Source organism: Citrobacter sp. CK206, from assembly GCF_030333125.1.
Classification (GTDB): Bacteria; Pseudomonadota; Gammaproteobacteria; order Enterobacterales; family Enterobacteriaceae; genus Citrobacter_B; species Citrobacter_B koseri.
In genome coordinates this window covers 73,982-96,495 of record NZ_JAOWGM010000030.1, presented here as the reverse complement: position 1 = coordinate 96,495, position 22,514 = coordinate 73,982, and the positions used below count along the sequence as shown (strand labels likewise).

22 protein-coding genes and 1 riboswitch are annotated in these 22,514 nt (G+C 52.6%); of the genes, 7 read left to right on the top strand and 15 right to left on the bottom strand.

Annotated elements, in window-relative coordinates:
- Nucleotides 1–218 precede the first annotated feature (218 nt).
- Genes OGX81_RS17690 through OGX81_RS17680 form a run of 3 tightly spaced genes read left to right on the top strand, consistent with a single transcriptional unit; the run spans nucleotide 219 to nucleotide 3,459 of the window.
- Complete coding sequence (locus tag OGX81_RS17690; protein WP_047462559.1) at nucleotides 219–1,496, top strand: nucleoside permease; 1,278 nt, start codon at nucleotides 219–221, stop codon at nucleotides 1,494–1,496.
- A complete protein-coding gene (locus OGX81_RS17685) occupies nucleotides 1,493–2,497 on the top strand; it encodes an ADP-ribosylglycohydrolase family protein (protein WP_047462557.1) in 1,005 nt (334 codons plus the stop codon). Before OGX81_RS17690 ends, OGX81_RS17685 begins: the two co-directional genes overlap by 4 nt.
- Nucleotides 2,494–3,459: a PfkB family carbohydrate kinase gene (locus OGX81_RS17680; protein WP_104868458.1), complete on the top strand. Its 966-nt coding sequence runs from the start codon at nucleotides 2,494–2,496 to the stop codon at nucleotides 3,457–3,459. Before OGX81_RS17685 ends, OGX81_RS17680 begins: the two co-directional genes overlap by 4 nt.
- Here the strand turns inward: OGX81_RS17680 and OGX81_RS17675 are convergent.
- From OGX81_RS17675 to thiM, 3 genes are read right to left on the bottom strand one after another with little or no spacing between them, the layout of a single operon-like run.
- Nucleotides 3,433–4,179 (bottom strand): GntR family transcriptional regulator, encoded by a 747-nt coding sequence (locus tag OGX81_RS17675; protein WP_012131660.1) that lies wholly within the window; start codon nucleotides 4,177–4,179, stop codon nucleotides 3,433–3,435. The genes OGX81_RS17680 and OGX81_RS17675 overlap by 27 nt on opposite strands.
- Nucleotides 4,180–4,223: 44 nt before the next feature.
- Nucleotides 4,224–5,024, bottom strand: a complete 801-nt coding sequence (gene thiD / locus OGX81_RS17670; RefSeq protein WP_047462552.1) for a bifunctional hydroxymethylpyrimidine kinase/phosphomethylpyrimidine kinase — start codon at nucleotides 5,022–5,024, stop codon at nucleotides 4,224–4,226.
- Nucleotides 5,021–5,809: a hydroxyethylthiazole kinase gene (gene thiM / locus OGX81_RS17665; protein ID WP_058669407.1), complete on the bottom strand. Its 789-nt coding sequence runs from the start codon at nucleotides 5,807–5,809 to the stop codon at nucleotides 5,021–5,023. The genes thiD and thiM overlap by 4 nt, the downstream gene beginning before the upstream one ends.
- Before the next feature lie 31 nt (nucleotides 5,810–5,840).
- Nucleotides 5,841–5,938, bottom strand: a riboswitch (TPP riboswitch).
- Nucleotides 5,939–6,219: 281 nt separating this feature from the next.
- Between thiM and rcnB the strand changes: the two genes are divergently transcribed.
- Nucleotides 6,220–6,540 carry a Ni(II)/Co(II) efflux transporter accessory subunit RcnB gene (gene rcnB / locus OGX81_RS17660; RefSeq protein ID WP_024130186.1) on the top strand — a complete coding sequence of 107 codons (321 nt, stop codon included), beginning with the start codon at nucleotides 6,220–6,222 and terminating at the stop codon, nucleotides 6,538–6,540.
- A gap of 73 nt (nucleotides 6,541–6,613) precedes the next feature.
- Here the strand turns inward: rcnB and OGX81_RS17655 are convergent, their stop codons facing one another.
- The 6 genes from OGX81_RS17655 to apbC form a co-directional block, all read right to left on the bottom strand.
- On the bottom strand, nucleotides 6,614–7,594 hold the full coding sequence (locus tag OGX81_RS17655) for a fimbrial protein (protein WP_104868457.1): 981 nt from the start codon (nucleotides 7,592–7,594) through the stop codon (nucleotides 6,614–6,616).
- A gap of 12 nt (nucleotides 7,595–7,606) precedes the next feature.
- Nucleotides 7,607–10,093 carry a fimbrial biogenesis outer membrane usher protein gene (locus OGX81_RS17650; protein WP_012131655.1) on the bottom strand — a complete coding sequence of 829 codons (2,487 nt, stop codon included), beginning with the start codon at nucleotides 10,091–10,093 and terminating at the stop codon, nucleotides 7,607–7,609.
- 14 nt (nucleotides 10,094–10,107) lie between these two features.
- Nucleotides 10,108–10,788 carry a fimbrial assembly chaperone gene (locus OGX81_RS17645; RefSeq protein ID WP_012131654.1) on the bottom strand — a complete coding sequence of 227 codons (681 nt, stop codon included), beginning with the start codon at nucleotides 10,786–10,788 and terminating at the stop codon, nucleotides 10,108–10,110.
- Nucleotides 10,789–10,852: 64 nt separating this feature from the next.
- Nucleotides 10,853–11,386, bottom strand: a complete 534-nt coding sequence (gene yehD, locus OGX81_RS17640) for a fimbrial protein YehD (RefSeq protein WP_012131652.1) — start codon at nucleotides 11,384–11,386, stop codon at nucleotides 10,853–10,855.
- A 278-nt stretch (nucleotides 11,387–11,664) separates the two neighbouring features.
- Complete coding sequence (locus OGX81_RS17635) at nucleotides 11,665–11,946, bottom strand: YehE family protein (protein ID WP_024130185.1); 282 nt, start codon at nucleotides 11,944–11,946, stop codon at nucleotides 11,665–11,667.
- A 274-nt stretch (nucleotides 11,947–12,220) separates the two neighbouring features.
- A complete protein-coding gene (gene apbC, locus OGX81_RS17630; RefSeq protein WP_012131650.1) occupies nucleotides 12,221–13,330 on the bottom strand; it encodes an iron-sulfur cluster carrier protein ApbC in 1,110 nt (369 codons plus the stop codon).
- Between the two features lie 165 nt (nucleotides 13,331–13,495).
- Between apbC and metG the strand changes: the two genes are divergently transcribed.
- Nucleotides 13,496–15,529, top strand: coding sequence for a methionine--tRNA ligase (metG, locus tag OGX81_RS17625; RefSeq protein WP_104868456.1), 2,034 nt, complete (start codon nucleotides 13,496–13,498; stop codon nucleotides 15,527–15,529).
- A 102-nt stretch (nucleotides 15,530–15,631) separates the two neighbouring features.
- On the opposite strand, the gene OGX81_RS17620 is transcribed toward metG, so the two are convergent.
- The 3 genes from OGX81_RS17620 to OGX81_RS17610 are packed head-to-tail and all read right to left on the bottom strand — an operon-like array spanning nucleotide 15,632 to nucleotide 18,550.
- A complete protein-coding gene (locus OGX81_RS17620; protein WP_012131648.1) occupies nucleotides 15,632–16,102 on the bottom strand; it encodes a YehS family protein in 471 nt (156 codons plus the stop codon).
- A gap of 46 nt (nucleotides 16,103–16,148) precedes the next feature.
- Nucleotides 16,149–16,868 carry a two-component system response regulator BtsR gene (btsR, locus tag OGX81_RS17615; protein WP_012131647.1) on the bottom strand — a complete coding sequence of 240 codons (720 nt, stop codon included), beginning with the start codon at nucleotides 16,866–16,868 and terminating at the stop codon, nucleotides 16,149–16,151.
- Nucleotides 16,865–18,550 (bottom strand): sensor histidine kinase, encoded by a 1,686-nt coding sequence (locus OGX81_RS17610; RefSeq protein WP_012131646.1) that lies wholly within the window; start codon nucleotides 18,548–18,550, stop codon nucleotides 16,865–16,867. Before OGX81_RS17610 ends, btsR begins: the two co-directional genes overlap by 4 nt.
- Before the next feature lie 222 nt (nucleotides 18,551–18,772).
- Between OGX81_RS17610 and mlrA the strand changes: the two genes are divergently transcribed.
- The gene (gene mlrA / locus OGX81_RS17605) at nucleotides 18,773–19,504 is read left to right on the top strand and encodes an HTH-type transcriptional regulator MlrA (protein WP_012131645.1); all 732 of its coding nucleotides are present in this window, start codon (nucleotides 18,773–18,775) and stop codon (nucleotides 19,502–19,504) included.
- Between the two features lie 109 nt (nucleotides 19,505–19,613).
- Nucleotides 19,614–19,721 (top strand): protein YohO, encoded by a 108-nt coding sequence (locus OGX81_RS17600; protein WP_047462533.1) that lies wholly within the window; start codon nucleotides 19,614–19,616, stop codon nucleotides 19,719–19,721.
- Here the strand turns inward: OGX81_RS17600 and OGX81_RS17595 are convergent.
- From OGX81_RS17595 to OGX81_RS17585, 3 genes are read right to left on the bottom strand one after another with little or no spacing between them, the layout of a single operon-like run.
- Nucleotides 19,702–20,433 carry an ABC transporter permease gene (locus tag OGX81_RS17595; protein WP_049011719.1) on the bottom strand — a complete coding sequence of 244 codons (732 nt, stop codon included), beginning with the start codon at nucleotides 20,431–20,433 and terminating at the stop codon, nucleotides 19,702–19,704. The genes OGX81_RS17600 and OGX81_RS17595 overlap by 20 nt on opposite strands.
- Complete coding sequence (locus OGX81_RS17590; protein ID WP_024130184.1) at nucleotides 20,417–21,364, bottom strand: ABC transporter ATP-binding protein; 948 nt, start codon at nucleotides 21,362–21,364, stop codon at nucleotides 20,417–20,419. Before OGX81_RS17590 ends, OGX81_RS17595 begins: the two co-directional genes overlap by 17 nt.
- Nucleotides 21,357–22,514: an ABC transporter permease gene (locus OGX81_RS17585; protein ID WP_104869118.1), complete on the bottom strand. Its 1,158-nt coding sequence runs from the start codon at nucleotides 22,512–22,514 to the stop codon at nucleotides 21,357–21,359. The genes OGX81_RS17590 and OGX81_RS17585 overlap by 8 nt, the downstream gene beginning before the upstream one ends.

Below are 22,514 nucleotides of genomic sequence, written 5' to 3'. Positions count from 1 at the left end.
AATGTGGATTGTCCTGACCCGCGTTTTGCGGGCAGCAATAAGCCTGGTACTGACCGGCCATTTTTTCCATCTGTAGCGCATTTTTCAGCGCTATCTGCTGGCACGTTTCAGGTACGAAAAAGTGTTACAGCAGTCAAATTTACGCTTCAAAGGTATTTAAAAGGTATTATTAAGTGGTACTGTCATTGCGTACCTTACCTGTCATGAAGGATTTAACGATGAAAACTACAGTGAAACTGTCGTTCATGATGTTCGTGGAGTGGTTTATCTGGGGCGCCTGGTTCGTCCCCCTATGGCTTTGGCTGAACAAAAGCGGTTTTAGCGCCGGAGAAATCGGCTGGTCTTACGCATGTACCGCGATTGCCGCCATTCTCTCGCCGATTCTCGTCGGCTCACTGACTGACCGCTTTTTCTCCGCACAAAAAGTGCTGGCGGTGCTGATGTTCGCAGGCGCAGTCCTGATGTATTTCGCCGCGCAGCAAACAACATTCGCCGGGTTCTTCCCGCTGCTGCTGGCCTACTCCTTAACCTATATGCCCACTATTGCGCTGACGAACAGCATCGCCTTCGCCAACGTGCCGGACGTCGAGCGCGATTTCCCACGCATTCGCGTGATGGGCACCATTGGCTGGATCGCATCCGGGCTGGCGTGCGGCTTCTTACCGCAAATGCTGGGCTATAACGATATCTCGCCAACCAATATTCCGCTGTTGATCACCGCAGGCAGTTCCGTCCTGCTGGGCGCCTTTGCGTTCTTCCTGCCGGATACGCCGCCAAAAAGCACCGGCAAGCTGGACATTAAAGTTATGCTGGGGCTGGATGCGCTGATCCTGCTGCGCGATAAAAACTTCCTGGTCTTTTTCTTCTGCTCGTTCCTGTTTGCGATGCCGCTGGCGTTCTACTACATCTTCGCAAATGGCTATCTGACGGAAGTCGGCATGAAAAACGCCACCGGCTGGATGACGCTGGGCCAGTTCTCCGAAATCTTCTTTATGCTGGCGTTACCCTTCTTCACGAAGCGCTTTGGCATTAAAAAGGTCTTACTGCTTGGTCTTATCACTGCGGCAATCCGCTACGGCTTTTTTGTTTACGGCGGCGCGGAAGAATATTTCACCTATGCCCTACTGTTTCTTGGCATTTTGCTGCACGGCGTCAGTTACGACTTCTACTATGTTACGGCCTATATCTATGTCGATAAAAAAGCGCCTGTGCATATGCGTACTGCCGCTCAGGGGTTGATCACCCTCTGCTGTCAGGGGTTTGGCAGCCTGCTGGGCTACCGCCTCGGCGGCGTGATGATGGAAAAAATGTTTGCCTATAAAGAGCCGGTAAACGGCCTCACCTTCAACTGGGCGGGCATGTGGACATTCGGGGCGGTGATGATCGCCGTGATTGCCGTGTTGTTTATGATTTTCTTTCGCGAATCCGACAAAGAGATCACTGCGATTAAAGTGGACGATCGCGATATTGCGCTGACACAAGGGGAAGTTAAATGAAAGCTGAACGTATTCTCGGTGCCCTTTATGGGCAGGCGTTAGGGGATGCGATGGGAATGCCGTCGGAGCTATGGCCCAGAACGCGCGTAAAAGCGCATTTTGGCTGGATTGATCGCTTTCTGCCCGGCCCTGCGGAAAATAACGCGGCCTGCTATTTTAACCGCGCTGAATTTACTGACGATACGTCGATGGCGCTGTGTCTGGCGGATGCGCTGCTGGAGCGCGACGGGCAGATCGACCCGGACCTGATTGGCCGTAACATTCTGGACTGGGCGCTGCGCTTTGACGCCTTTAATAAGAACGTTCTTGGCCCGACGTCGAAAATTGCGCTGAACGCCATTCGTGACGGCAAGCCCGTTGCTGAACTGGAAAACAACGGCGTGACCAACGGGGCGGCCATGCGCGTTTCCCCACTGGGGTGCTTGCTTCCGCCACGCGATCTGGATGCGTTTATTGATGATGTGGCCCTGGCCTCCAGCCCGACGCACAAGTCAGACCTGGCTGTTGCTGGTGCGGTCGTTGTGGCATGGGCTATCTCACGCGCGATTGAAGGTGATTGCTGGTCTGATATTGTCGATTCGCTACCGGCTATCGCCCACTATGCGCAGCAAAAACGCATCACGACCTTTAGCGCCTCGCTCTCGGCTCGCCTGGAGATCGCACTGAAGATCGTCCGTGACGCGAACGGTATTGAATCCGCCAGCGAGCAGCTTTACCAGGTGGTTGGCGCGGGCACCAGCACCATTGAATCGGTGCCCTGCGCCATCGCAATGGTCGAGCTGGCCAATACCGACCCTAACCGCTGCGCCATTCTGTGCGCCAATCTCGGCGGCGACACCGACACCATTGGGGCGATGGCAACGGCGATTTGTGGCGCGCTGCACGGCGTGGAGGCCATCGAGCCTGCGCTGAAAGATGAGCTGGACGCGGTAAACCAACTGGACTTCATGCGCTATGCCACCGCGCTGGCGCGCTATCGCCAGCAGCGGGAGGCGGTATGAACACAACGCGCCTGCGGGCGTTGCTGCCCGATTTAGCCCGCCGCCAGCCGGTGACGGTCGTGGGCGCTGCGGTCATTGATGTGATTGCCGATGCTTACGCGCTGCCCTGGCGTGGCTGCGATATTGAGCTTAAACAGCAAGGCGTCAACGTCGGCGGCTGCGCGCTCAATATCGCCGTCGCCTTAAAGCGTCTGGGGATTGAGGCCAGTAATGCCCTGCCCCTCGGTCAGGGCGTATGGTCAGACATTATTCGTCATCGCATGGCGAAAGAGGGGTTACACAGCCTGATCGACAACGCAGAGGGAGACAACGGCTGGTGTCTGGCGCTGGTAGAACCGGATGGCGAACGCACGTTTATGTCGTTCAGCGGCGTTGAGAACCAATGGAATGCCGACTGGCTGGCGCAGTTGACAATTCCGCCCGACAGTTGGATCTACTTTTCCGGTTATCAACTCGCCTCGCCATGCGGCGAACTGCTGGTGAGCTGGCTGGAAGGGTTAGAGCGCGTGACGCCGTTTATCGACTTCGGGCCGCGAATCGGCGACATTCCCGACCCGCTAATGGCGCGGATTATGGCCTGCCATCCGCTGGTATCGCTGAACCGTCAGGAGGCAGACATTGCTGCCGAACGGTTTGGCTTTAGTCATGAACCCGACGCGTTTGGCGCCGCCTGGCTTGCGGCGTTTGCCTCACCGGTTATTGTCCGCCACGATAAAGACGGGGCATGGTATTTCAGCCAGCAATCATCCGGCTGCGTGCCCGCATTTGCCACAACGGTCGTCGATACCATTGGCGCGGGAGACAGCCACGCGGGAGGCATGCTGGCCGGGCTGGCATCCGGCTGGGCGCTTGCAGACGCGGTGCTGCTGGGGAACGCGGTCGCCTCCTGGGTGGTAGGCCATCGCGGCGGCGATTGCGCGCCAACGCGCGAGGCGCTACTCCTCGCACACAAAAACGTATAGATCGCTGCGACAGTAGCTGATGCTGTATTCAATGGGCCGCTGTTGCTGGTCAAGCGCCACCTGCTTGATCACCAGCACCGGCACTTTGCTGTCCATCTGAATATGTGACTGAAATTCCGCATCCGGCATACGCGCGCTGACGCGAGAGCGTGTACGTTGCGGAAAGATATGCTGGCTGCGGAAATAGTCATACAGCGAGATCCCGATGGCGTCCGCATCATGAATCAGGTGCGCGGGAACCCAGGACTCCTCAATGGACACCGCATCCTCATCCACATAACGAATACGTTTGAGCAAGAACACATCGCTGCCTGCGGCGATCGCCAGCTGCTGCGCCACCTCATCCGGGCATTTCACTACCCGCTTGTTGACCCACAGGGTATCCGGCTTTTTACCGCGCAATACCACCTGCTGCGAAAAGCCGCGCGCCTCTTTCAAGGAATATTCGAAGATGTTATTAATCTGCGTTCCGTAGCCACGGGCGCGGGTCACGACGCCTTCTTCTTCCAGCGCCTGCATTGCCTTGCGCACCGTAATACGCGAAACGCCGGTCAACTGGCTGAGATCGCGCTCGCCGGGCAAAATGTTGCCATGCTCAAGAATCCCGCTGCGAACGGCATTTTTGACCGTCTCGGCAAACTTCCTGTACAGCGGCGTGTTATCCACCGCGGCAATTCGTTCATTCAGTTGCGCGATAAGCCGGGTATGCGCTTGTTCCATTTATCTTTTTCCAGGCCGACAAGTCTGGGATCAGTATACTACCATTACCACCACGCGTGGAAATGATGTACCGGGCCAATCCCCTCACCTACCTCCAGCGTATCCGCCTGGGCTAACGCCGCCGAAAGCCAGGTTTTTGCTTCCTGTACCGTATCGGCCCAGTTGCTATGGCGCGGGCGCAGCGCCGCCAACGCCGCCGACAGCGTACACCCGGTGCCGTGGGTATTTTTGGTCATCACCCGTGGGGCGGTAAAACGCTGCTCCCCTTCACGGGTAAAGAGCCAGTCCGGGCTTTGCGCATCATCCAGATGACCACCTTTCATCAGCACGGCGCCACAGCCCAGCGCCAGTAGCGCACGCCCTTGTTCCAGCATTTCCTGTTCCGTGCGGGCGTGCGGCGCATCCAGCAATGCCGCAGCCTCCGGCAGATTCGGCGTGATAATCGACACCTGCGGCAATAACCGGCTGCGCAACGTCTCCACCGCTGACGGAGAAAGCAGCGGATCGCCGCTTTTCGCCAGCATCACCGTATCCAGCACCACGTTTTGCACCTGGTGACGCTGCAAACGCTCTGCAACAGCTTCAACAATATCCGTTTCCGCCAGCATACCGATTTTGGTGGTGTCGATACGCACATCGCTGAAGACAGAATCCAGCTGCGCTGCGACAAAATCTGGCTCAATGCGGTACACCGACTGCACGCCACGGGTATTTTGCGCCACCAGCGCCGTAATGACGGAGCAACCATACGCGCCCAGCGCCGAAAAGGTCTTCAAATCGGCCTGAATCCCGGCGCCGCCGCTTGGGTCAGTGCCTGCAATGGTTAACGCGTTAATCCGTTTCATACCTGCTCCTCCGCATTAAGGTGATACAGCGCATCAAGAAAAGCCGGAATAAAGCTCCCGGGTCCCTGACTGCGTTCGGCAGCAGACTGCCCGGCCTGCTTCATCCAGCTACAGGCTGACGCCACATTGTCCAGCGTATTTCCCGGCAGCGCGCAACTGGCCGCCACAACCGCAGATAAGGCGCATCCCGTCCCGACAACGCGCGTCATCAGCACATCGCCGCCGGTAACGCTGACGGTACGCTGCCCGTCGGTGACGTAATCCACCTCCCCCGTTACCGCAACGACGGCCCCCGTCTGACGCGCCAGCGCCTGAGCGGCCGGTAACGCCGATACCGCCGTATCGGTGGTATCCACTCCACGCCCGCCCGCCGCTAATCCAGCCAGGGCGAGGATCTCCGAGGCATTGCCGCGTATTGCCCTGGGCTTAAGAGACAGCAGTTCCAGACAGAAACGGCGGCGATAATCGAGCGCGCCAACCGCCACGGGATCAAGCGTCCAAGGGGTTTTCGCTATATGGGCCTGCTCTGTCGCAGCGCGCATGGCCTCCGCGCGCGACCGGGTCAGCGTGCCGACGTTAATCAGTAACGCACTGGCGATAGCAGCAAACTGGCGCGCCTCTTCGGGCTCAATCACCATCGCCGGTGAGGCGCCTGATGCCAGTAATGTATTGGCGGTAAAGTTCTGTACGACGTCGTTCGTCATACAGTGGGTCAGCGGAGAAAGGATACGAAATTGTTGTAAGGTATGGGCCGCAAGCGTACGGCTGTGCAGGTCAGGCTGCATGGTTCAGCTCCTGCCCGCGTGAAGAAGGGACACGAGCAGTGTCAGACTTCCCTACGCTGGCATTATCCAGATCAGGTAATACGGGTATGTCTCAGCCCTTCGTGAAAAGGGGCACCCCGAGTCGTTGAAACCGAAGCATTTATTATGCATGTTTCGCCAACAGGATACTGGGTGCGTCAGGGGATGTAAATCAGCGAAATGCCGATATCGCTGGCTCCAGCTCAGGTCAGATAGTTCCCAAAACCGTCATTCGTGATGCGAACTGCCTACGGCATGTGTTGCTTGCGCACGCTTTCGTTTACACTTTTTACGAAATTATTGGCGTGATAACAAAATAGTTCTTGTCAGACTTGCTACACAGTGAGAATGATACACGACTGATTTTTATGACCCGAATACGTGGAGAGTTTATGGGTATGAAGAATAAATTTTTAATGGGCGCACTGCTGCTGGCAACCAGCGCAGTCTGGGCCGCACCCGCCGCAACGGGGATTGATCAGTACGAATTGAGCAGCTTTGTTGCCGACTTTACCCATTTCAAACCTGGTGATACCGTTCCTGAGCTGTACCGCACCGACGAGTACAATATTAAGCAATGGAAGCAACGCAATCTGCCAGCGCCCGACGCAGGAACCCACTGGACCTATATGGGCGGCGCTTATGTACTGATTAACGACACCGACGGCAAAATTATCAAAGCCTACGACGGCGAGATTTTTTATCATCGGTAAATGCTTTACTGTAAAAACAACAGACAAAACACGTCCTTTCATTCAGAAAAGGACGCGTTTTCAGAGAAATGACTTAATCATATGAAACAGCAAATATTACTTTGCTTTGCAAATTTCCAGGTCGTAATGGTTCGTTGCTGACTCTGACATATTTTGCGGTGATCGGGATAGTATACTTATCCTCAATACTGGTCATTTTTACCATTGTTCTTAGTATATCACCCTGCATTAAAGGCGTAGTACCTGAGCCACTGTATATCTGAAACCCCACACCTTTTGCACCCTCCGTCAGCGTATTTTTAAGTATCGTGCCGTTTTCATTCCAGTCACCATGAGAAACGTTGAAACTCACTGGATTAGTCGTAACATTATATACGCTATCACAGTTTAAAATCAGATTCGTGGTTCCTGTTTTCGTATTATTTCCAGTTATTATCTCATTTAATGTTGTTTCTGGCATCGCAATAACATATTGATTCTGTGAAAAATGGCAGGTCGTAGGTTTATGTTTTACTGTAAAAATAATGTTTTGTGAATAAGAAACATTACTGTTTAGCTTTCCCGTTATCCAACAAAGAATCCATGAGAAAAGATTATTATTACAGGTATTATCAGTAAGAATGCTGATAGCAGGACGGTTTAAGTTAATGCTATTACCTGAAACGGTTAAATCCGCAGTTCCAGACTTTATATAGTTCGCTTCAAGCGTAAACGACTTCGTATTGATCACATTATCTGTTGTAGTCTCCTGGTTACCAATCGTAACGGGAAACCCATTTCCCGTCAGCTTTAATTGCATAAAAATGGATTTCTGCGACCCTGTTCCTTTAAACTCAACGATATAATTTTGTAAAGGCGTCGCATAATACATCTTGTCGCTTGACGCATTACAGGTAAACGTATCATGTAAATTAGTTTTGACAGGAATCACCGCAGCACCTGATGTCATATCTATTTCAATAGATTGTTGTGCGGTTGTGTTATTCCCTAGTGAACATTTAGCCTGTGATAAGACAGGGAATAACAGTAATAATATTAACCAATACTTATTCATAGCAAGTCCTTTTCATCGGCAAATATAGGTCTTATTCTCATCAATTACGCCATCAAAAGTAATAATGCAAAACAATCCTTGCTGCTTGTTTGTCGCGACTTTCAAAGAGGCAGGAACATTATCTGTACGGATAAAAAGGCGACTTCCTTGCCCAACTAAGCCAACATTTTTCCCGGAATGATCTTCTACTTCATAACCGAAGGTTAATGGAGAACCATCTGGACGTCGCGCCAGAAAATACCAGGGCTTGCGCCTGTCGGTTTCAAACTCAGCTAACACAACCGCACCACGATAAGGCACAATCCCCTTACGATTACCGCGTAGTTCGACATCACTGTAGGTATGGGAAAGATCCAACGTTAAAAAGTTTTCACGATATGGCGTCAGACTGTCATATATGGCATACCCATTCTTGTCCGTGGTCAGATAACGGTGACCTTGCACTGCTGCCCCTTCTAACCCAGGCGCTTTAATAATGGCAAGTGTATCTGAGAGGCGGTTGGTTAAATGTATGCCATCAGACCAGGCGACAATTCCCCCCTGGATATTCCCACCAGCCTGCCGGTATTTATTAGACTGGCTATAGCTGGCGCCTACCGTCGCAACCGGCGCTCGCCACGTCAGGTTTCCACCTGCGCTTGTTTCATTATTTTGCCGCTGATGCGCAAGATTCGCGCCATAGCTAAATTGATCTCGACCACCCGCAATGCCGCTTAGGCTGGTATTATTCGACTGATAGCCTTCGTTATCAAACGTCGTTGAGTTTGAAACAAAGAGATCGCGTTCCGTTGCCGTGACGCCATCGCCCCAGGAGAATGGGATGGAAATATAAATATTAAGACGCTTATCCTCCCGATTATCCTCATCATAACTCTGACTCGCAGACAAGGTATAACTAATACGCCGCCAGTCATTAGAATAACTCAACTGATAATCCTTTCCGCTGCCATTGCGTCCCCAATAATCACGCCATAATCCGCTCAGTGCCAGGTTCCCCCATCCCTCTGGTAACCCCTGGTTTATATTGACAGAAAAACTATTCTTACGACCAAAATCATTTTGGTAATAATCAGTGATGTCATACACATCATTGTTATCCCGATGATAGCTGTTTTTATTATTCGCCCAGACATGATCATTAAATGAACGGTAATCACGTGAAGAATAACGATAGGCTGCTAACGCAAACTGCGTACCTGTTTGTGAAACATATTTATTCCACGCTATCTGATAACTTTGACCATTAAAAACATCACCATTATCCTGTTTACTATGAGACTGAGTGGCATCCACAGAAACAGCACCAATGTGTGTATTCCACCCAGTGCCTAATGTAAAGGCCTGGTAATGGTCGGACAGCATAGTGCCACCATATAATGTCAGTAGATTATTTAATCCATACTGATAATTGGCTTGCAAAAAATCCGTCTGCTTTGTCGCGCCTTCTATATGGCTACGCCCTGCCGCAATATCGTATTTTGATACGCCAGACTGTAGCATATTAGGTACAGATGAATAAGGCACAAGATAATGGGAAACTGAACCATCAGCTTCTTTTACACTGACATCCAAATCGGCACCACCTCCAGCAAGCTGTAGATCGGCAATCGCAAATGGGCCAGGCGGAACCTCTTTTTGATAGACAATAAAGCCATTCTGTTCAATGGTTACTAAAGCATGACTTTGTGCAATACCACGAACAATGGGTGTAAAGTTTTGTTTCGAATTGGGCAGCATTTGCATATCGCGCCAGATACGTATCCCGGTGAAACGTACAGAGTCAAACAGATCGGTTCCGGTATACATATCCCCGGCACGTAGCGTTCCTAATATTTCAGGGATGCCACGTTCCATATACAATGTATTATTTTTCCATTCTCCGCTGGCATCATTACTTTTCGTGAAGTTTGCATTCGAATGTAACTGCCAGCCAAACAGATTTAGCCCACTGTTCAGACTTACGTAGCTGCTTTCATCATTACCACCACTTTTATAATTACTGTAATACTGACTGGCATAATAAGACATGTATAGAGCATTAATGCCCCGATCCCAGGTTTCAGGTAACATATAACCCGGCTCGTATTCATTCACGTAGGCATGAGGCACCGTCAAATTTAGAGCAAACTGACTGATATCATAGCTAATATTCCCCCCCTGAACTGCGGCTCGTAGCGATACACAATCAACTTTCTTATCCACTTGAAGACCATCGGACTTAATACCAATCTGATGCAACTGAGCTATAGACAAGCAAGTATCATCAGGATCATCCTGGATATTTAATTCGTAACGGCCACGCCACTGATTGTTAAGATAAACATCCATATCATAAAGACCCGGCATCGGTTTATCTCCGTCGATCTGATAACGGGAAACCTTTTCACCTTTTAATCCGCCAAACATAAAGTGTGTGTCAAATGTTTCGGTTTCTCCCCATACCGGGGATATCACCAGCACAGAAAGGATCGCTAACGTAATGGAGTTTATCTTTAACATAACCAATCCTTGGGCTATCTATCCGTTTTTACTTTCTCACTCAAATAATTACCATGATCATCAATAAGTGTGACAGTATAATGATTAACGCCAACAGAAGTGCTTACTAATTTATCTGACCAGGGTGCAAGCACATAAGTTTCTTTATTAATTTTGGTTTTTCCAACAATTTCAGGGATGGTAATCCAGTTTGCTGAATTATTTTTGATATTTATGCCGTTGTATGATTTACTAATCCGCAGACGAGAAAAGCTATTTTTATCTACAGAAGAAATTCCTTGTGGACGGTAGATAAACTTCACACGGTTTTGCATCGCAAATTTGATTACATTTTTCCCTTCCGTTTCTGCTGAATTTGGCGGGATATCCAACACATTGAGAAAGAACAGACTTTCACGATCACCCGGCAATCTATTCTCAAGTAATTTAATCTTCAGTTGTTGGCCAGAACCCGCAATCACTCGGGCGACTGGCGGTGACAGAACAAATGGCACCTGAATTTTTTCAGGCGGCAAACTGGTGTCGCCGTCATCAATCCATGACTGCACCAACGCGCTACGCGTACCTTCATTCATTAACTGTACAGTAATTTCTTTTTTCTGGGCTGGATAAATAATCCGTGTGCCGTAAATATAAATACCTGCCCACGCAGGCATTACAGCACCAGCCAACAATAATGCCATTATCTTTCTCATGGTTAACTCACCTTATTATCAGAGAAATCGGCGGCGACAAAACGCCGCCGACTAAAAGGGTGTGTTAATCAGTTACTACCGTCAGCGTCAAAGAGGAACTCACCTCACCCGCAGTTACATTATTTTGTCCAGCCAGATTAGCATAACGCGCTGAGAAGCTAAGCTCATATTTCCCATCATCACTTTTATCCAGGGAAATACCATTATCTGCATTAACCTTAGTCCCGTCATAATAGACAGAGAAACCAGCGCCATTGTTTGATGCAGTATTTCGTGTAACAGAGGTATGTGAACTATCAAACTGTGAACGGGAGAAGGTAATACGAGGTGCATTATCACCCGTACACTCAACTTTCAACGGCGTGATAGTGGAGTTAGAATATCCATCATAAACGCCGCCAGCATTCAGTATATTTAAACGGTCCACCCCCACCTGGTTCATATCAATCTTTGCAGTTGCATCACCAACAAATTTACATGTTGTGCCAACAACTTTACCCGTAATAATCAGTTCACCATAATCTGCATCCGCCGCAAAAACCCCGGCACTCATAAAAATAGCAGACAATACGGAGGCAGCAATAATTGAACGTTTCATAGTATCTTCCTTAATAAATGAATTTCTATTTGTTAAGAGGGATTAACTCTTGAAACTAAATTCGCACACACAAAACGTTATCGCAATGTAAACGTGTTGTTTTGTTGATTTAAAACAATTTACAGAATGCAATATAATTACAACAAATAAGTTGTACTAATTATCATTTTTAGAATTTATTAATAATCGTGATTTATCATTAAATACATTCAAAATATAAATAAAAAAGCCCACATCATTCATGAAAATAATGTGGACTTTCTCGTATTCACGTTATTTTAGTCGTAGCGGTTTAAGACTATCTGGCGAGCAGAGCCTCCAGGCAGAGTGATAACTTCCGTTACAACGCCTCTGACCGGCATTGAAGCCGTTTCTCCTGCGTTTGCCAGATAGGTGTTATTACCGCAACGCTGTTGCAACTGAGTATCCACAACGTCAGCGTGACAGGTTGGGGTCGTGACGCTTCCGCTAATCGTGAGCGTCGCGGTATCAGAAGCAAAAACAGGAGAACTCATTCCATAAGCCAGAACTATAATTCCCATCAGCAAAGGATTCTTCATGTTTAGCGTTAATCCTGTCGTAAAAGAGAGCACAGCACAGTTTATCTTCACGGGAAATTATGCTCGCTGGTTCATTGTAAGACCAATCGAGATAATAAATTAATAAGATAGCTATGATCAATTCAAATGATGTATTTGGCGATTTTTTAAGAAAAGCGCCCAAATAATGAAGGGAAAATAAATAATAGTGTGATGATTATTTCATTAATATATTCACCGCATCAATATATTTCTGATGCGGTGAATAGCAGTCATCCTGACGGTTCAGGCGAAATTAAACCGCGCGGAAAGCTATTTCTCCGGGAATAACCTCACCCTGCCAGTACAGTTGCGCCGCAACGCGCCCTGCCAGCTCGCGGTATATCGCGGTAAACTCACTGTCGGGACGGCTGATTACCGTCGGCGTTCCGCGATCGAGATCTTCACGCAGGCTGATATGCAACGGCATCTGCCCCAGCAGTTGAGTACGGTACTGCTCGGCCAGTTTCTGTGCGCCGCCGGTGCCAAAAATTGGCTCATGGTGACCGCAGTTGCTACAGATATGCATACTCATGTTTTCAACAATCCCGAGCACCGGTACTTCGACCTTCTCGAACATCACAATGCCTTTTTTGGCGTCAATAAGCGCGATGTCCTGCGGCGTGGTAACGACAACCGCGCCTGTAACCGGAATGTTCTGCGCCAACGTCAATTGAATGTCACCGGTTCCCGGCGGCATATCCAGTACCAGGTAATCCAGATCCGGCCACAACGTTTCCTGCAACATCTGCATCAGCGCTTTGCTGGCCATCGGGCCGCGCCATACCATCGCATTGTCATCCGTCACCAGATAACCGATGGAGTTGGTCGCCAGACCGTGAGACATAATCGGCGCCATATGGGTGCCGTCCGGCGAAGTTGGACGCTGATTCTCAGCCCCCAGCATGGTCGGGATAGACGGGCCGTAGATATCAGCATCCAGAATACCGACTTTCGCCCCTTCCGCCGCCAGCGCTAACGCCAGGTTAACAGCGGTAGACGATTTTCCCACGCCGCCTTTACCGGAACTGACGGCGATAATGTTCTTCACGCCGTTAATGCCAGGCTGATTTTTAACGCGCTTCAGCGTCGCGATGTTATGCGACAGCTTCCAGTCAATGGCTTTCGCGCCCGTAATCCGCAGTAAATCGGCGCTGCATTGCTCTTTTAACACCTCAAACGCACTGTGCCAGACAAACGGCATGACCAGCTCAACGTGCAGCGTGTCATCCAGCCAGGCGACATGGTGCAACGCTTTCAACGTCGTCAGGTTATGCTTCAGGGTTGGGTGCTGAAAATTCGCCAGCGTCCCGGCGACCATCGCGCGCAGGGTCTCTGGTGATTTAGCCTGGGATTGTGCGTTCATCCCGACTCCTTTTTATCGTTATGAAAAGTACAATTGTAACTTTCTAGTTTACTCCTGCGGTAATAATTATTCATTTATGGATTAATGCCCTTATCACTTGGCGTAGTTATTCCCTTTCAGGTAACATCAGAACCCCCTTTTACTAGAGAAGAAGTAATACCTACTATGACTCAAGTCGCGAAGAAAATTCTGGTAACGTGCGCGCTGCCGTACGCCAACGGCTCCATCCACCTCGGCCATATGCTGGAGCACATCCAGGCTGATGTCTGGGTCCGTTACCAGCGAATGCGCGGCCACCAGGTCAACTTCATCTGCGCGGACGACGCACACGGCACCCCTATCATGCTGAAAGCACAGCAGTTGGGGATTACGCCAGAGCAGATGATTGGTGAAATGAGTCAGGAGCATCAGACTGATTTCGCAGGTTTTAACATCAGCTATGACAACTACCACTCAACGCACAGCGAAGAGAACCGCGAGCTGTCCGAGCTGATTTACACCCGCCTGAAAGAGAACGGTTTCATTAAGAACCGCACCATCTCTCAGCTCTACGATCCAGAAAAAGGCATGTTCCTGCCGGATCGTTTTGTAAAAGGCACCTGCCCGAAATGTAAGTCTCCAGACCAGTACGGCGATAACTGCGAAGTGTGCGGCGCGACCTATAGCCCGACCGAGCTTATCGAGCCGAAATCCGTGGTTTCCGGCGCTACGCCGGTGATGCGCGACTCTGAGCACTTCTTCTTTGACCTGCCCTCTTTCAGCGAAATGTTGCAGGCGTGGACCCGCAGCGGCGCGTTGCAGGAGCAGGTGGCGAACAAAATGCAGGAGTGGTTTGAATCCGGCCTGCAACAGTGGGATATCTCCCGTGACGCGCCATACTTCGGTTTTGAAATCCCGAATGCGCCGGGCAAATTTTTCTACGTCTGGCTGGATGCGCCGATCGGCTACATGGGTTCATTCAAGAATCTGTGCAACAAGCGCGGCGATCTGACCAGCTTTGACGACTACTGGAAGAAAGATTCTGACGCCGAGCTATACCATTTCATCGGTAAAGATATCGTCTACTTCCACAGCCTGTTCTGGCCGGCCATGCTGGAAGGCAGCGGTTTCCGCAAACCGACCAACCTGTTCGTTCACGGCTATGTAACGGTGAACGGCGCGAAGATGTCTAAATCGCGCGGCACCTTTATTAAGGCCAGCACCTGGCTGAACCATTTTGACGCCGACAGCCTGCGCTATTACTACACGGCGAAGCTCTCTTCCCGCATCGATGACATCGACCTGAATCTGGAAGACTTCGTGCAGCGCGTCAACGCGGATATCGTCAACAAAGTCGTCAACCTGGCTTCCCGTAACGCGGGCTTTATCAACAAGCGTTTCGATGGCGTACTGGCTGCTGAACTGGCCGATCCCGCGCTGTACAAAACCTTCACCGACGCAGCAGCGGTCATCGGCGAAGCGTGGGAAAGCCGCGAATTCGGTAAAGCGATCCGTGAAATTATGGCGCTGGCGGACATGGCTAACCGCTATGTTGATGAACAGGCGCCGTGGGTTGTCGCGAAACAGGAAGGCCGCGATGCCGACCTGCAAGCGATCTGCTCGATGGGCATCAACCTGTTCCGCGTGCTGATGACGTACCTGAAGCCGGTTCTGCCAACGCTGAGCGAACGTGTGGAAGCGTTCCTGAACACCGAGCTGAGCTGGAATGCAATCGCGCAACCGCTGCTGGGCCACAAGGTTAACGCCTTCAAAGCGCTGTATAACCGCATCGACATGAAACAGGTTGATGCGCTGGTTGAAGCCTCGAAAGAAGAGGTGAAAGCGGCGGCGGCGCCAGTTACCGGCCCGCTGGCAGACGACCCGATTCAGGAAACCATTACCTTTGACGATTTCGCTAAGGTCGATCTGCGCGTGGCGCTGATTGAAAACGCTGAGTTCGTTGAGGGTTCTGACAAACTGCTGCGTCTGACGCTGGATCTGGGCGGCGAAAAGCGCAACGTCTTCTCCGGCATCCGTTCCGCGTACCCTGACCCGCAGGCGCTGATTGGTCGCCATACGGTGATGGTCGCCAACCTGGCCCCGCGTAAAATGCGCTTCGGCATCTCTGAAGGGATGGTGATGGCCGCCGGTCCTGGCGGGAAAGATATCTTCCTGTTAAGCCCGGATGACGGTGCGAAGCCAGGCCAGCAGGTGAAATAAACAAAAAAGCCGGAGACATTCTCCGGCTTTTTTATTCCAGTACGCCAGCGAACCACGCCGGATGACGGTGCAAACACCTTATCCGGCCTACCGCTTATCTTATTACGCTTTCTTCTCGTGCTGACGCGCCGCCAGCCCGCGCAGGAAATAGCGCAAGAACTGATCGCCGCACTCGCGGAAGTTTTTATGCTCCGGGGCGCGCATCATCGCCGTGATTTCCGGCATCGAGACGCGGAATTTTTGCTCCGTCAGAATCGCAAGAATATCGTCGGTTTTCAGCGAGAACGCGATACGCAGCTTTTTCAGCACAATATTATTGTTAACGCGGCGCTCCGGCTCCAGCGCTGGCGCGGACTCATCTTTACCACGCTTTTCGTAAATCAGCCCATTCAGGAAAGCAGAGAGGATGATATCCGGGCAACGTTGAAAGCCCTCTTCCTCTTCTTTACGCAACCAGACAGCAATCTGTTCCGCAGTGGCTTCGGCATTACCCAGCGCCAGAATGCGCACCAGATCGTTATTGTTTGCTTTCAGGATGTAGCGCACGCTACGCAGAATATCGTTACTCAGCATGGGGCCTTCGGGTGTTAATGAGGCAAAAAATCATTTTAGCAGTCTTTTACAGCCCAATCGCCTCTTTTAAACTTTTCAGGTAGCGACGGCTGACAGGAACCGTTAAACCGTTGCGCAAAATCAGCTCGGCCTGACCATTATCCTCCAGACGAATTTCCTGCAACTGCGCCATATTCACCAGATACTGACGATGGCAGCGCAATAACGGCGTGCGGCTCTCCAGCGTTCGCAGCGTCAATTCGGTAAACCCTTCCTTCCCCTCGCTGCTGGTTACGTACACGCCGCTCATCCGGCTGCTGACAAACGCCACGTCATCCATTTGCAACAGATAAATACGGCTGTGCCCGGTGCAGGGAATGAATTTCAACGCTTGTTGATTTTCCGGCAGCACCGAAACGTCCTGCATGTTTCGTTCCTGTCGCAGACGCGCCAACGTTTTCTCCAGCCGCTTCTCTTCAATGGGCTTAAGCAGATAGTCAAAAGCGTGCTCTTCAAACGCTTTAATGGCGTATTCGTCAAAAGCGGTCAGAAAAACAATGTACGGTCGATGTTCTGGATCGAGCATCCCGACCATTTCCAGCCCGCTGATGCGCGGCATCTGGATGTCGAGAAACAGCACGTCCGGGTGCAGCTTATGCACCGCGCCAATCGCCTCTACCGCATTCGAGCACTCACCCACAATCTCAATATCACTTTGTTCCTGTAACAGAATCCGCAGATTTTCCCGCGCTAACGGCTCATCATCCACAATCAGCACTTTAATCATGCGTTTTCCTCCAGGGGAAGTCGTAAGGTTATCCGGGTAAAGAGATCGGGTTCGCAGGCCACGTTGATGCCGTAATCATCGCCAAAGCGTTCGCGCAGCCGTTTATCCACCAGGTTCATCCCCAGGCCGCTGGCATTGGTCGTGGGCTGGTACAACCCGGCGTTATCCTCAATGTCCAGCATCAGATGCTGCCCGTCCTGTCTGGCCGTAATGGAGACTTCGCCGGTGCCGAGCAGTTGCGACGTGCCGTGCTTAATGGCGTTTTCCACAATCGGTTGCAGAGTGAACGCGGGCAGTTGCTGGTGCGAAAGTTCCTCCGGCACGTTTAAATTCACCTGCAACCGCGCCTGGAAGCGCGCCTTCTCAATTTGCAAATAGGCATTCACATGCTCAATTTCATCGGCAAGGGTCACAATCTCCGAGGGGCGCTTTAAGTTCTTGCGAAAGAAGGTCGAGAGATACTGCACCAGTTGGCTGGCCTGTTCGCTGTCGCGGCGCACCACCGCTTTAATGGTGTTAAGCGCGTTAAACAGGAAATGAGGATTCACCTGCGCATGCAAAAGTTTAATTTCCGACTGTGTGAGCAGCGCTTTCTGGCGTTCATACTGCCCGGCCAGAATCTGCGCCGACAGCAGTTGCGCAATCCCCTCGCCCAGCGTTCGGTTGATGGAGCTAAAGAGCCGGTTTTTGGCTTCATACAGTTTGATGGTGCCCATCACGCGTTGGTTTTCGCCGCGCAGCGGAATCACCAGCGTTGAGCCTAATTTGCACTGCGGATGCAACGAGCAGCGGTAAGGCACTTCGTTACCATCGGCATACACCACCTCACCGGTCTCAATCGCTTTCAGCGTGTAGCTTGATGAAATAGGTTTCCCCGGCAGGTGATGATCGTCGCCAATGCCGGTAAATGCCAGCAGTTTGTCGCGATCGGTGATCGCTACTGCGCCGATGTCCAGTTCCTGATACAACACCTGGGCCACCTTCATGCTGTTCACTTCGTTAAAGCCCTGACGGAGGATACCCTCCGTGGAGGCCGCCACTTTCAGCGCGGTGGCGGAAAACGCCGAAGTGTATTTTTCAAACATCGCGCGTTTGTCGAGCAAAATGCGCATAAACAGCGCCGCCCCGACGGTGTTAGTCACCATCATGGGCGCGGCAATACTGCTTACCAGATGCAACGCATCTTCAAAAGGTCGGGCGATCAACAAAATGATCAGCATTTGCACCAGTTCAGCGACGAAGGTAATCGCCCCGGCCGTTAACGGGCTGAAGACTTTATCGGTGCGCCCGCGACGGATCAGCACGCTATGCACCAGGCCGCCTAACAACCCTTCAACAATGGTGGAGATCATGCAGCTCAGCGCCGTCATCCCGCCCATCGAATAACGGTGTAAACCGCCGGTGAGTCCAACCAGGCCGCCGACCACAGGCCCGCCCAGCAAGCCGCCCATCACGGCGCCAATCGCACGGGTATTGGCAATGGAATCTTCGATGTGCAACCCAAACCAGGTGCCCATAATGCAGAAAATAGAGAAGACGATATAACAGAGAAATTTATGCGGCAGGCGAACGGTAACCTGCATTAACGGGATGAATAAACGTGTTTTACTCATTAACCACGCAATGACCAGAAACACGCACATCTGCTGAAGCAGCAGCAACACCAGATTAAACTCGTACATACCCGCAAACCACACATCTCTTAAAAACGCGTAACATACATTGGCTGCGCTTATCTTTCTTTGAACTGTTGCAAAAAAACATGAATTCGTGAGAACGATCACTCAAAAGCGCACGTCAGGCCACAATCTCACCCGCGCACTGATTAAAAAACAGACAAAACTACCTGGTTCGTAAAAGAGCGTCTAAAGTAAAACTGGGACCTCGCGAGCAAGGGTGAAACGATGGCGCTTTACACAATAGGTGAAGTGGCTTTGCTTTGTGATATCAACCCTGTCACGTTACGCGCGTGGCAGAGGCGTTACGGATTATTAAAGCCCCAGCGAACAGACGGGGGGCACCGCCTGTTTAATGACGCCGATATCGACAGGATTCGGGAGATTAAACGCTGGATTGATAACGGCGTGCAGGTCAGTAAGGTCAAAGTGCTGCTCAGCAACGATAACATCGATGTGCAAAACGGCTGGCGCGAACAGCAGGAGACGCTGCTGCACTATTTGCAAAGCAACAATCTGCATAGCCTCAGACTATGGATTAAAGAACGTGGGCAGGATTACCCCGCCCAGACGCTCACCACGCACTTGTTTACTCCTCTGCGACGACGCTTACAGTGCCAGCAACCCACTCTCCAGGCGCTGCTCGGCATCCTTGACGGCATCTTGATCAATTACATTGCGATTTGTCTTGCCTCCGCGCGCAAAAAACAGGGGAAAGACGCGCTGGTGGTCGGCTGGAATATTCACGATACCACCCGGCTGTGGCTGGAGGGCTGGGTCGCCAGCCAGCAAGGATGGCGCGTCGATGTGCTGGCTCACTCGCTGAACCAGCTTCGCCCGGAGCTGTTTGACGGCAGGACGCTGCTTATCTGGTGCGGCGAGACGCAAACGCCCGCGCAGCAGCAGCAACTCAATGCCTGGCGCGCGCAGGGGCACGATATTTACCCGCTGGGCCTGTAGCCTTACCGGATGGCTGCACCAATGCGTGATCAGACATTCTGCGCATTTAATGATTCATTAACAAACGTGCTTTACGGTACAATCCTTTTGTTAACATAAGGAGTGCACAATGCGCGCAGCTAAAATCGGTGTGATTACCCTCTTCCTGCTGATGGCTATCGGCGGTATCGGCGGCGTGATGCTCGCTGGCTATACGTTTATTTTACGTGCCGGTTAAGGCGCAGCACCAGACGCTCGAACAGGCGATCGACAATGATCGCCGCCAGCGCGACCAGTAAAGCCCCCTGAATCACATAGGCGGTGTTAAAGCCGCTCAGCCCGATGATAATCGGCGTGCCGAGCGTGCTGGCGCCCACCGTCGAGGCGATCGTCGCAGTCCCAATATTGATGATTACCGAGGTGCGAATCCCCGCCAGAATCACCGGCGCGGCCAGCGGCAATTCGACTTTCCACAGCTGCTGTCCCCGGCTCATTCCCATCCCGCGCGCCACGCTCATGACGCTGGCGGGAATCGCCCCCAGCCCGGCGAGCGTGGCCTGCAATATCGGCAAAACCCCGTAGAGGATCAGCGCGATAATGGCTGGCTCCTGACCAAACCCCATCACCGGAACGGCTATCGCCAGCACCGCGACCGGCGGAAAGGTCTGCCCGACGGCGGCGATGGTTTCCACCAGCGGGCGAAACTCTGCCCCCCATGAGCGAGTGACCGCAATCCCCGCCCCGACGCCAACCGCCACAGCAATCAGGCTTGATACACCCACCAGCCAGAAATGGGCCAGCGCCAGCGCCATAAAGCTTTCTTGCTGGTAAACCGGTCGTGGCAGCTGCGGAAACAGCGCGCCAAACACCGCCTGGCTGTACGGCAGCCCCGCAAGCAGCGCCAGAAAAGCGACAATAAGCCAGAGCAGTGGATCAGACAGTCGTTTCACCGGGCAGCGCCTCCGAAAGCAGATCGCGAAAATGGAGCGTCCCGCAGGGAGTGCCCTGCTGATCCACCACCGGCAATACGTCGCACCCTCGCGCCACAAAGACAGACAGCGCATCGCGCAGCGTCATCTCTTCCGCCAGCGCGTCACCGCCCACTTGCTCATGGCGACGCACATAATCCCCCACGCTGCGCAGCGACAGCAGCCGCACGCCCAGTTCGCTGCGCCCAAAAAACGCCTGCACAAAATCATTCGCCGGCGCGGTCAGCATTTCCAGCGGCGTGCCCTGCTGTACCACTTCGCCGCCATCCATCAGCACCAGATGCTCCGCCAGACGCAGCGCCTCGTCGATATCGTGCGTCACCAGCACGATGGTGCGGCCAAGCAGCCGGTGAATACGGGTCATCTCCTGCTGAAGCGCCCCGCGCGTTACCGGGTCCAGCGCGCCAAACGGCTCATCCATCAGCAATACTTGCGGATCGGCAGCCAGCGCGCGGGCCACCCCAACGCGCTGCTGTTGCCCGCCAGAGAGCTGGTGCGGATAACGGTGACGCAAATTCACGTCCAGCCCCAGCAGCGCCATCAGTTCTTCTGTGCGGTCATCAATACGCGAGCGCGACCACTTTTGCAGTTGCGGTACGGTGGCAATGTTTTGCGCCACCGTCCAGTGCGGGAAAAGGCCGATCGACTGGATGGCGTACCCCATGCGACGACGCAGTTCCAGCACCGGCAAGCTGCGGATCTCTTCCCCGGCAAAACGGATCACCCCGCTGTCATGCTCCACCAGGCGGTTAATCATCTTCAGCGTGGTGGATTTTCCCGACCCCGATGTGCCAATCAACACTGAAAAGCTGCCTTCGCGAAAATGCAGATTGAGGTCGTTGACGGCCTTCTGCGCACCGAAGGTTTTGCTGACATGGCTAAATTCAATCATCATTCGTTACCTTCAGGAGTGCGATCCATAAATCAAACAGCGCGTCGATCAGCACGGCCAGCGCAATGACCGGGATCACCCCCAGCAGAACCAGATCAACGGCGCTGCTGAGCAGTCCCTGAAAGACCAGAGCGCCAAACCCTCCCGCCCCAATCAGGGCGGCGATGACCGCCATCCCCACCGTTTGCACCATGACCACGCGCAGGCTGCGTAAAAAAACCGGCAACGCCAGCGGCAGTTGTACATGGATAAAGCGTTGAGAAGCGCTCATCCCCATCGCCCGCGCGCTTTCCAGCACGTCTCGCGGCACCTGGTTAAGCCCGGCAACCACGCTGCGCACCAGCGGCAGTAACGCATAGAGCACCAGCGCAATCAGGGCGGGCGTTAACCCGGTTCCCGCCACGCCAAGCGTTCCCAGCCAGGGCCAGGCCTTCACCAGCCCGGCAAGCGGGGCAATCAGCAGGCCAAACAGCGCAACGGAAGGGATGGTCTGGATAACATTCAGAACGGCAAAGACCGGCCCCTGCCGCGCCGTTGCAAACGAGCACCAGATGCCCAGCGGTACGCCAATCAGCAACGCGGGCAACACGGTTCCCGCCAGCAGCGTCAGGTGCTGAACCAGCGCATTATCAAAAATATCCTGCCGGTTCGCGTACTCTTTGAGTAAAGAGAGATCGTTGAATGCGCCGGTGAGCAGCAGCGCCAGCGGTAAGAGCGCAATTTGCGCATGCAGAAGCCAGCGCCAGAACGGTTGGGTGGTGATACGGCGAATGGCATCGCTACAGGCCAGCAGGGTGAGCCCAAGACCCAGCCACAGGCCGCTCCCCAGGCTGGTGCGCGCCAGCGGGCTGCCGGCCTGCGCCAGATGCGTTGCCGCTTTCCCCACGCTCCAGAGCATGGCGATCACCAGCGCCTGCGCCAGCACAAGCGTCAGCACGCTGCCCTTTTTCCCAGGGACAAAACACAACACCAGCAATGCGCACCCGGCGCCCGCCAGCAGAGAAACCGAACCCGGCCAGATATCCCAGATCTGACGCCCCTCCCCTGACACCAGGCGATTGGGGGCGTAGTTGACGAAAGGCAGCGCGGCGGCAACCCCCGTCAGGATCACCAACAGCAGCAACACACGGTTAAGACTGACTTTTGACAC

Excerpts from the sequence above, each read along its gene's own strand:
- OGX81_RS17590 (WP_024130184.1), bottom strand. The coding sequence starts at position 21,364 with ATGATTGAATTTAGCCATGTCAGCAAAACCTTCGGTGCGCAGAAGGCC.
- mlrA (WP_012131645.1), top strand. The coding sequence starts at position 18,773 with ATGGCGCTTTACACAATAGGTGAAGTGGCTTTGCTTTGTGATATCAAC.
- yehD (WP_012131652.1), bottom strand. The coding sequence starts at position 11,386 with ATGAAACGTTCAATTATTGCTGCCTCCGTATTGTCTGCTATTTTTATG.
- OGX81_RS17600 (WP_047462533.1), top strand. The coding sequence starts at position 19,614 with ATGCGCGCAGCTAAAATCGGTGTGATTACCCTCTTCCTGCTGATGGCT.
- OGX81_RS17655 (WP_104868457.1), bottom strand. The coding sequence starts at position 7,594 with ATGAATAAGTATTGGTTAATATTATTACTGTTATTCCCTGTCTTATCA.
- apbC (WP_012131650.1), bottom strand. The coding sequence starts at position 13,330 with ATGAACGCACAATCCCAGGCTAAATCACCAGAGACCCTGCGCGCGATG.
- rcnB (WP_024130186.1), top strand. The coding sequence starts at position 6,220 with ATGGGTATGAAGAATAAATTTTTAATGGGCGCACTGCTGCTGGCAACC.
- OGX81_RS17680 (WP_104868458.1), top strand. The coding sequence starts at position 2,494 with ATGAACACAACGCGCCTGCGGGCGTTGCTGCCCGATTTAGCCCGCCGC.
- OGX81_RS17690 (WP_047462559.1), top strand. The coding sequence starts at position 219 with ATGAAAACTACAGTGAAACTGTCGTTCATGATGTTCGTGGAGTGGTTT.
- OGX81_RS17675 (WP_012131660.1), bottom strand. The coding sequence starts at position 4,179 with ATGGAACAAGCGCATACCCGGCTTATCGCGCAACTGAATGAACGAATT.
- OGX81_RS17650 (WP_012131655.1), bottom strand. The coding sequence starts at position 10,093 with ATGTTAAAGATAAACTCCATTACGTTAGCGATCCTTTCTGTGCTGGTG.
- OGX81_RS17620 (WP_012131648.1), bottom strand. The coding sequence starts at position 16,102 with ATGCTGAGTAACGATATTCTGCGTAGCGTGCGCTACATCCTGAAAGCA.
- metG (WP_104868456.1), top strand. The coding sequence starts at position 13,496 with ATGACTCAAGTCGCGAAGAAAATTCTGGTAACGTGCGCGCTGCCGTAC.
- thiM (WP_058669407.1), bottom strand. The coding sequence starts at position 5,809 with ATGCAGCCTGACCTGCACAGCCGTACGCTTGCGGCCCATACCTTACAA.
- OGX81_RS17685 (WP_047462557.1), top strand. The coding sequence starts at position 1,493 with ATGAAAGCTGAACGTATTCTCGGTGCCCTTTATGGGCAGGCGTTAGGG.
- thiD (WP_047462552.1), bottom strand. The coding sequence starts at position 5,024 with ATGAAACGGATTAACGCGTTAACCATTGCAGGCACTGACCCAAGCGGC.
- OGX81_RS17610 (WP_012131646.1), bottom strand. The coding sequence starts at position 18,550 with ATGTACGAGTTTAATCTGGTGTTGCTGCTGCTTCAGCAGATGTGCGTG.
- OGX81_RS17635 (WP_024130185.1), bottom strand. The coding sequence starts at position 11,946 with ATGAAGAATCCTTTGCTGATGGGAATTATAGTTCTGGCTTATGGAATG.
- OGX81_RS17645 (WP_012131654.1), bottom strand. The coding sequence starts at position 10,788 with ATGAGAAAGATAATGGCATTATTGTTGGCTGGTGCTGTAATGCCTGCG.
- btsR (WP_012131647.1), bottom strand. The coding sequence starts at position 16,868 with ATGATTAAAGTGCTGATTGTGGATGATGAGCCGTTAGCGCGGGAAAAT.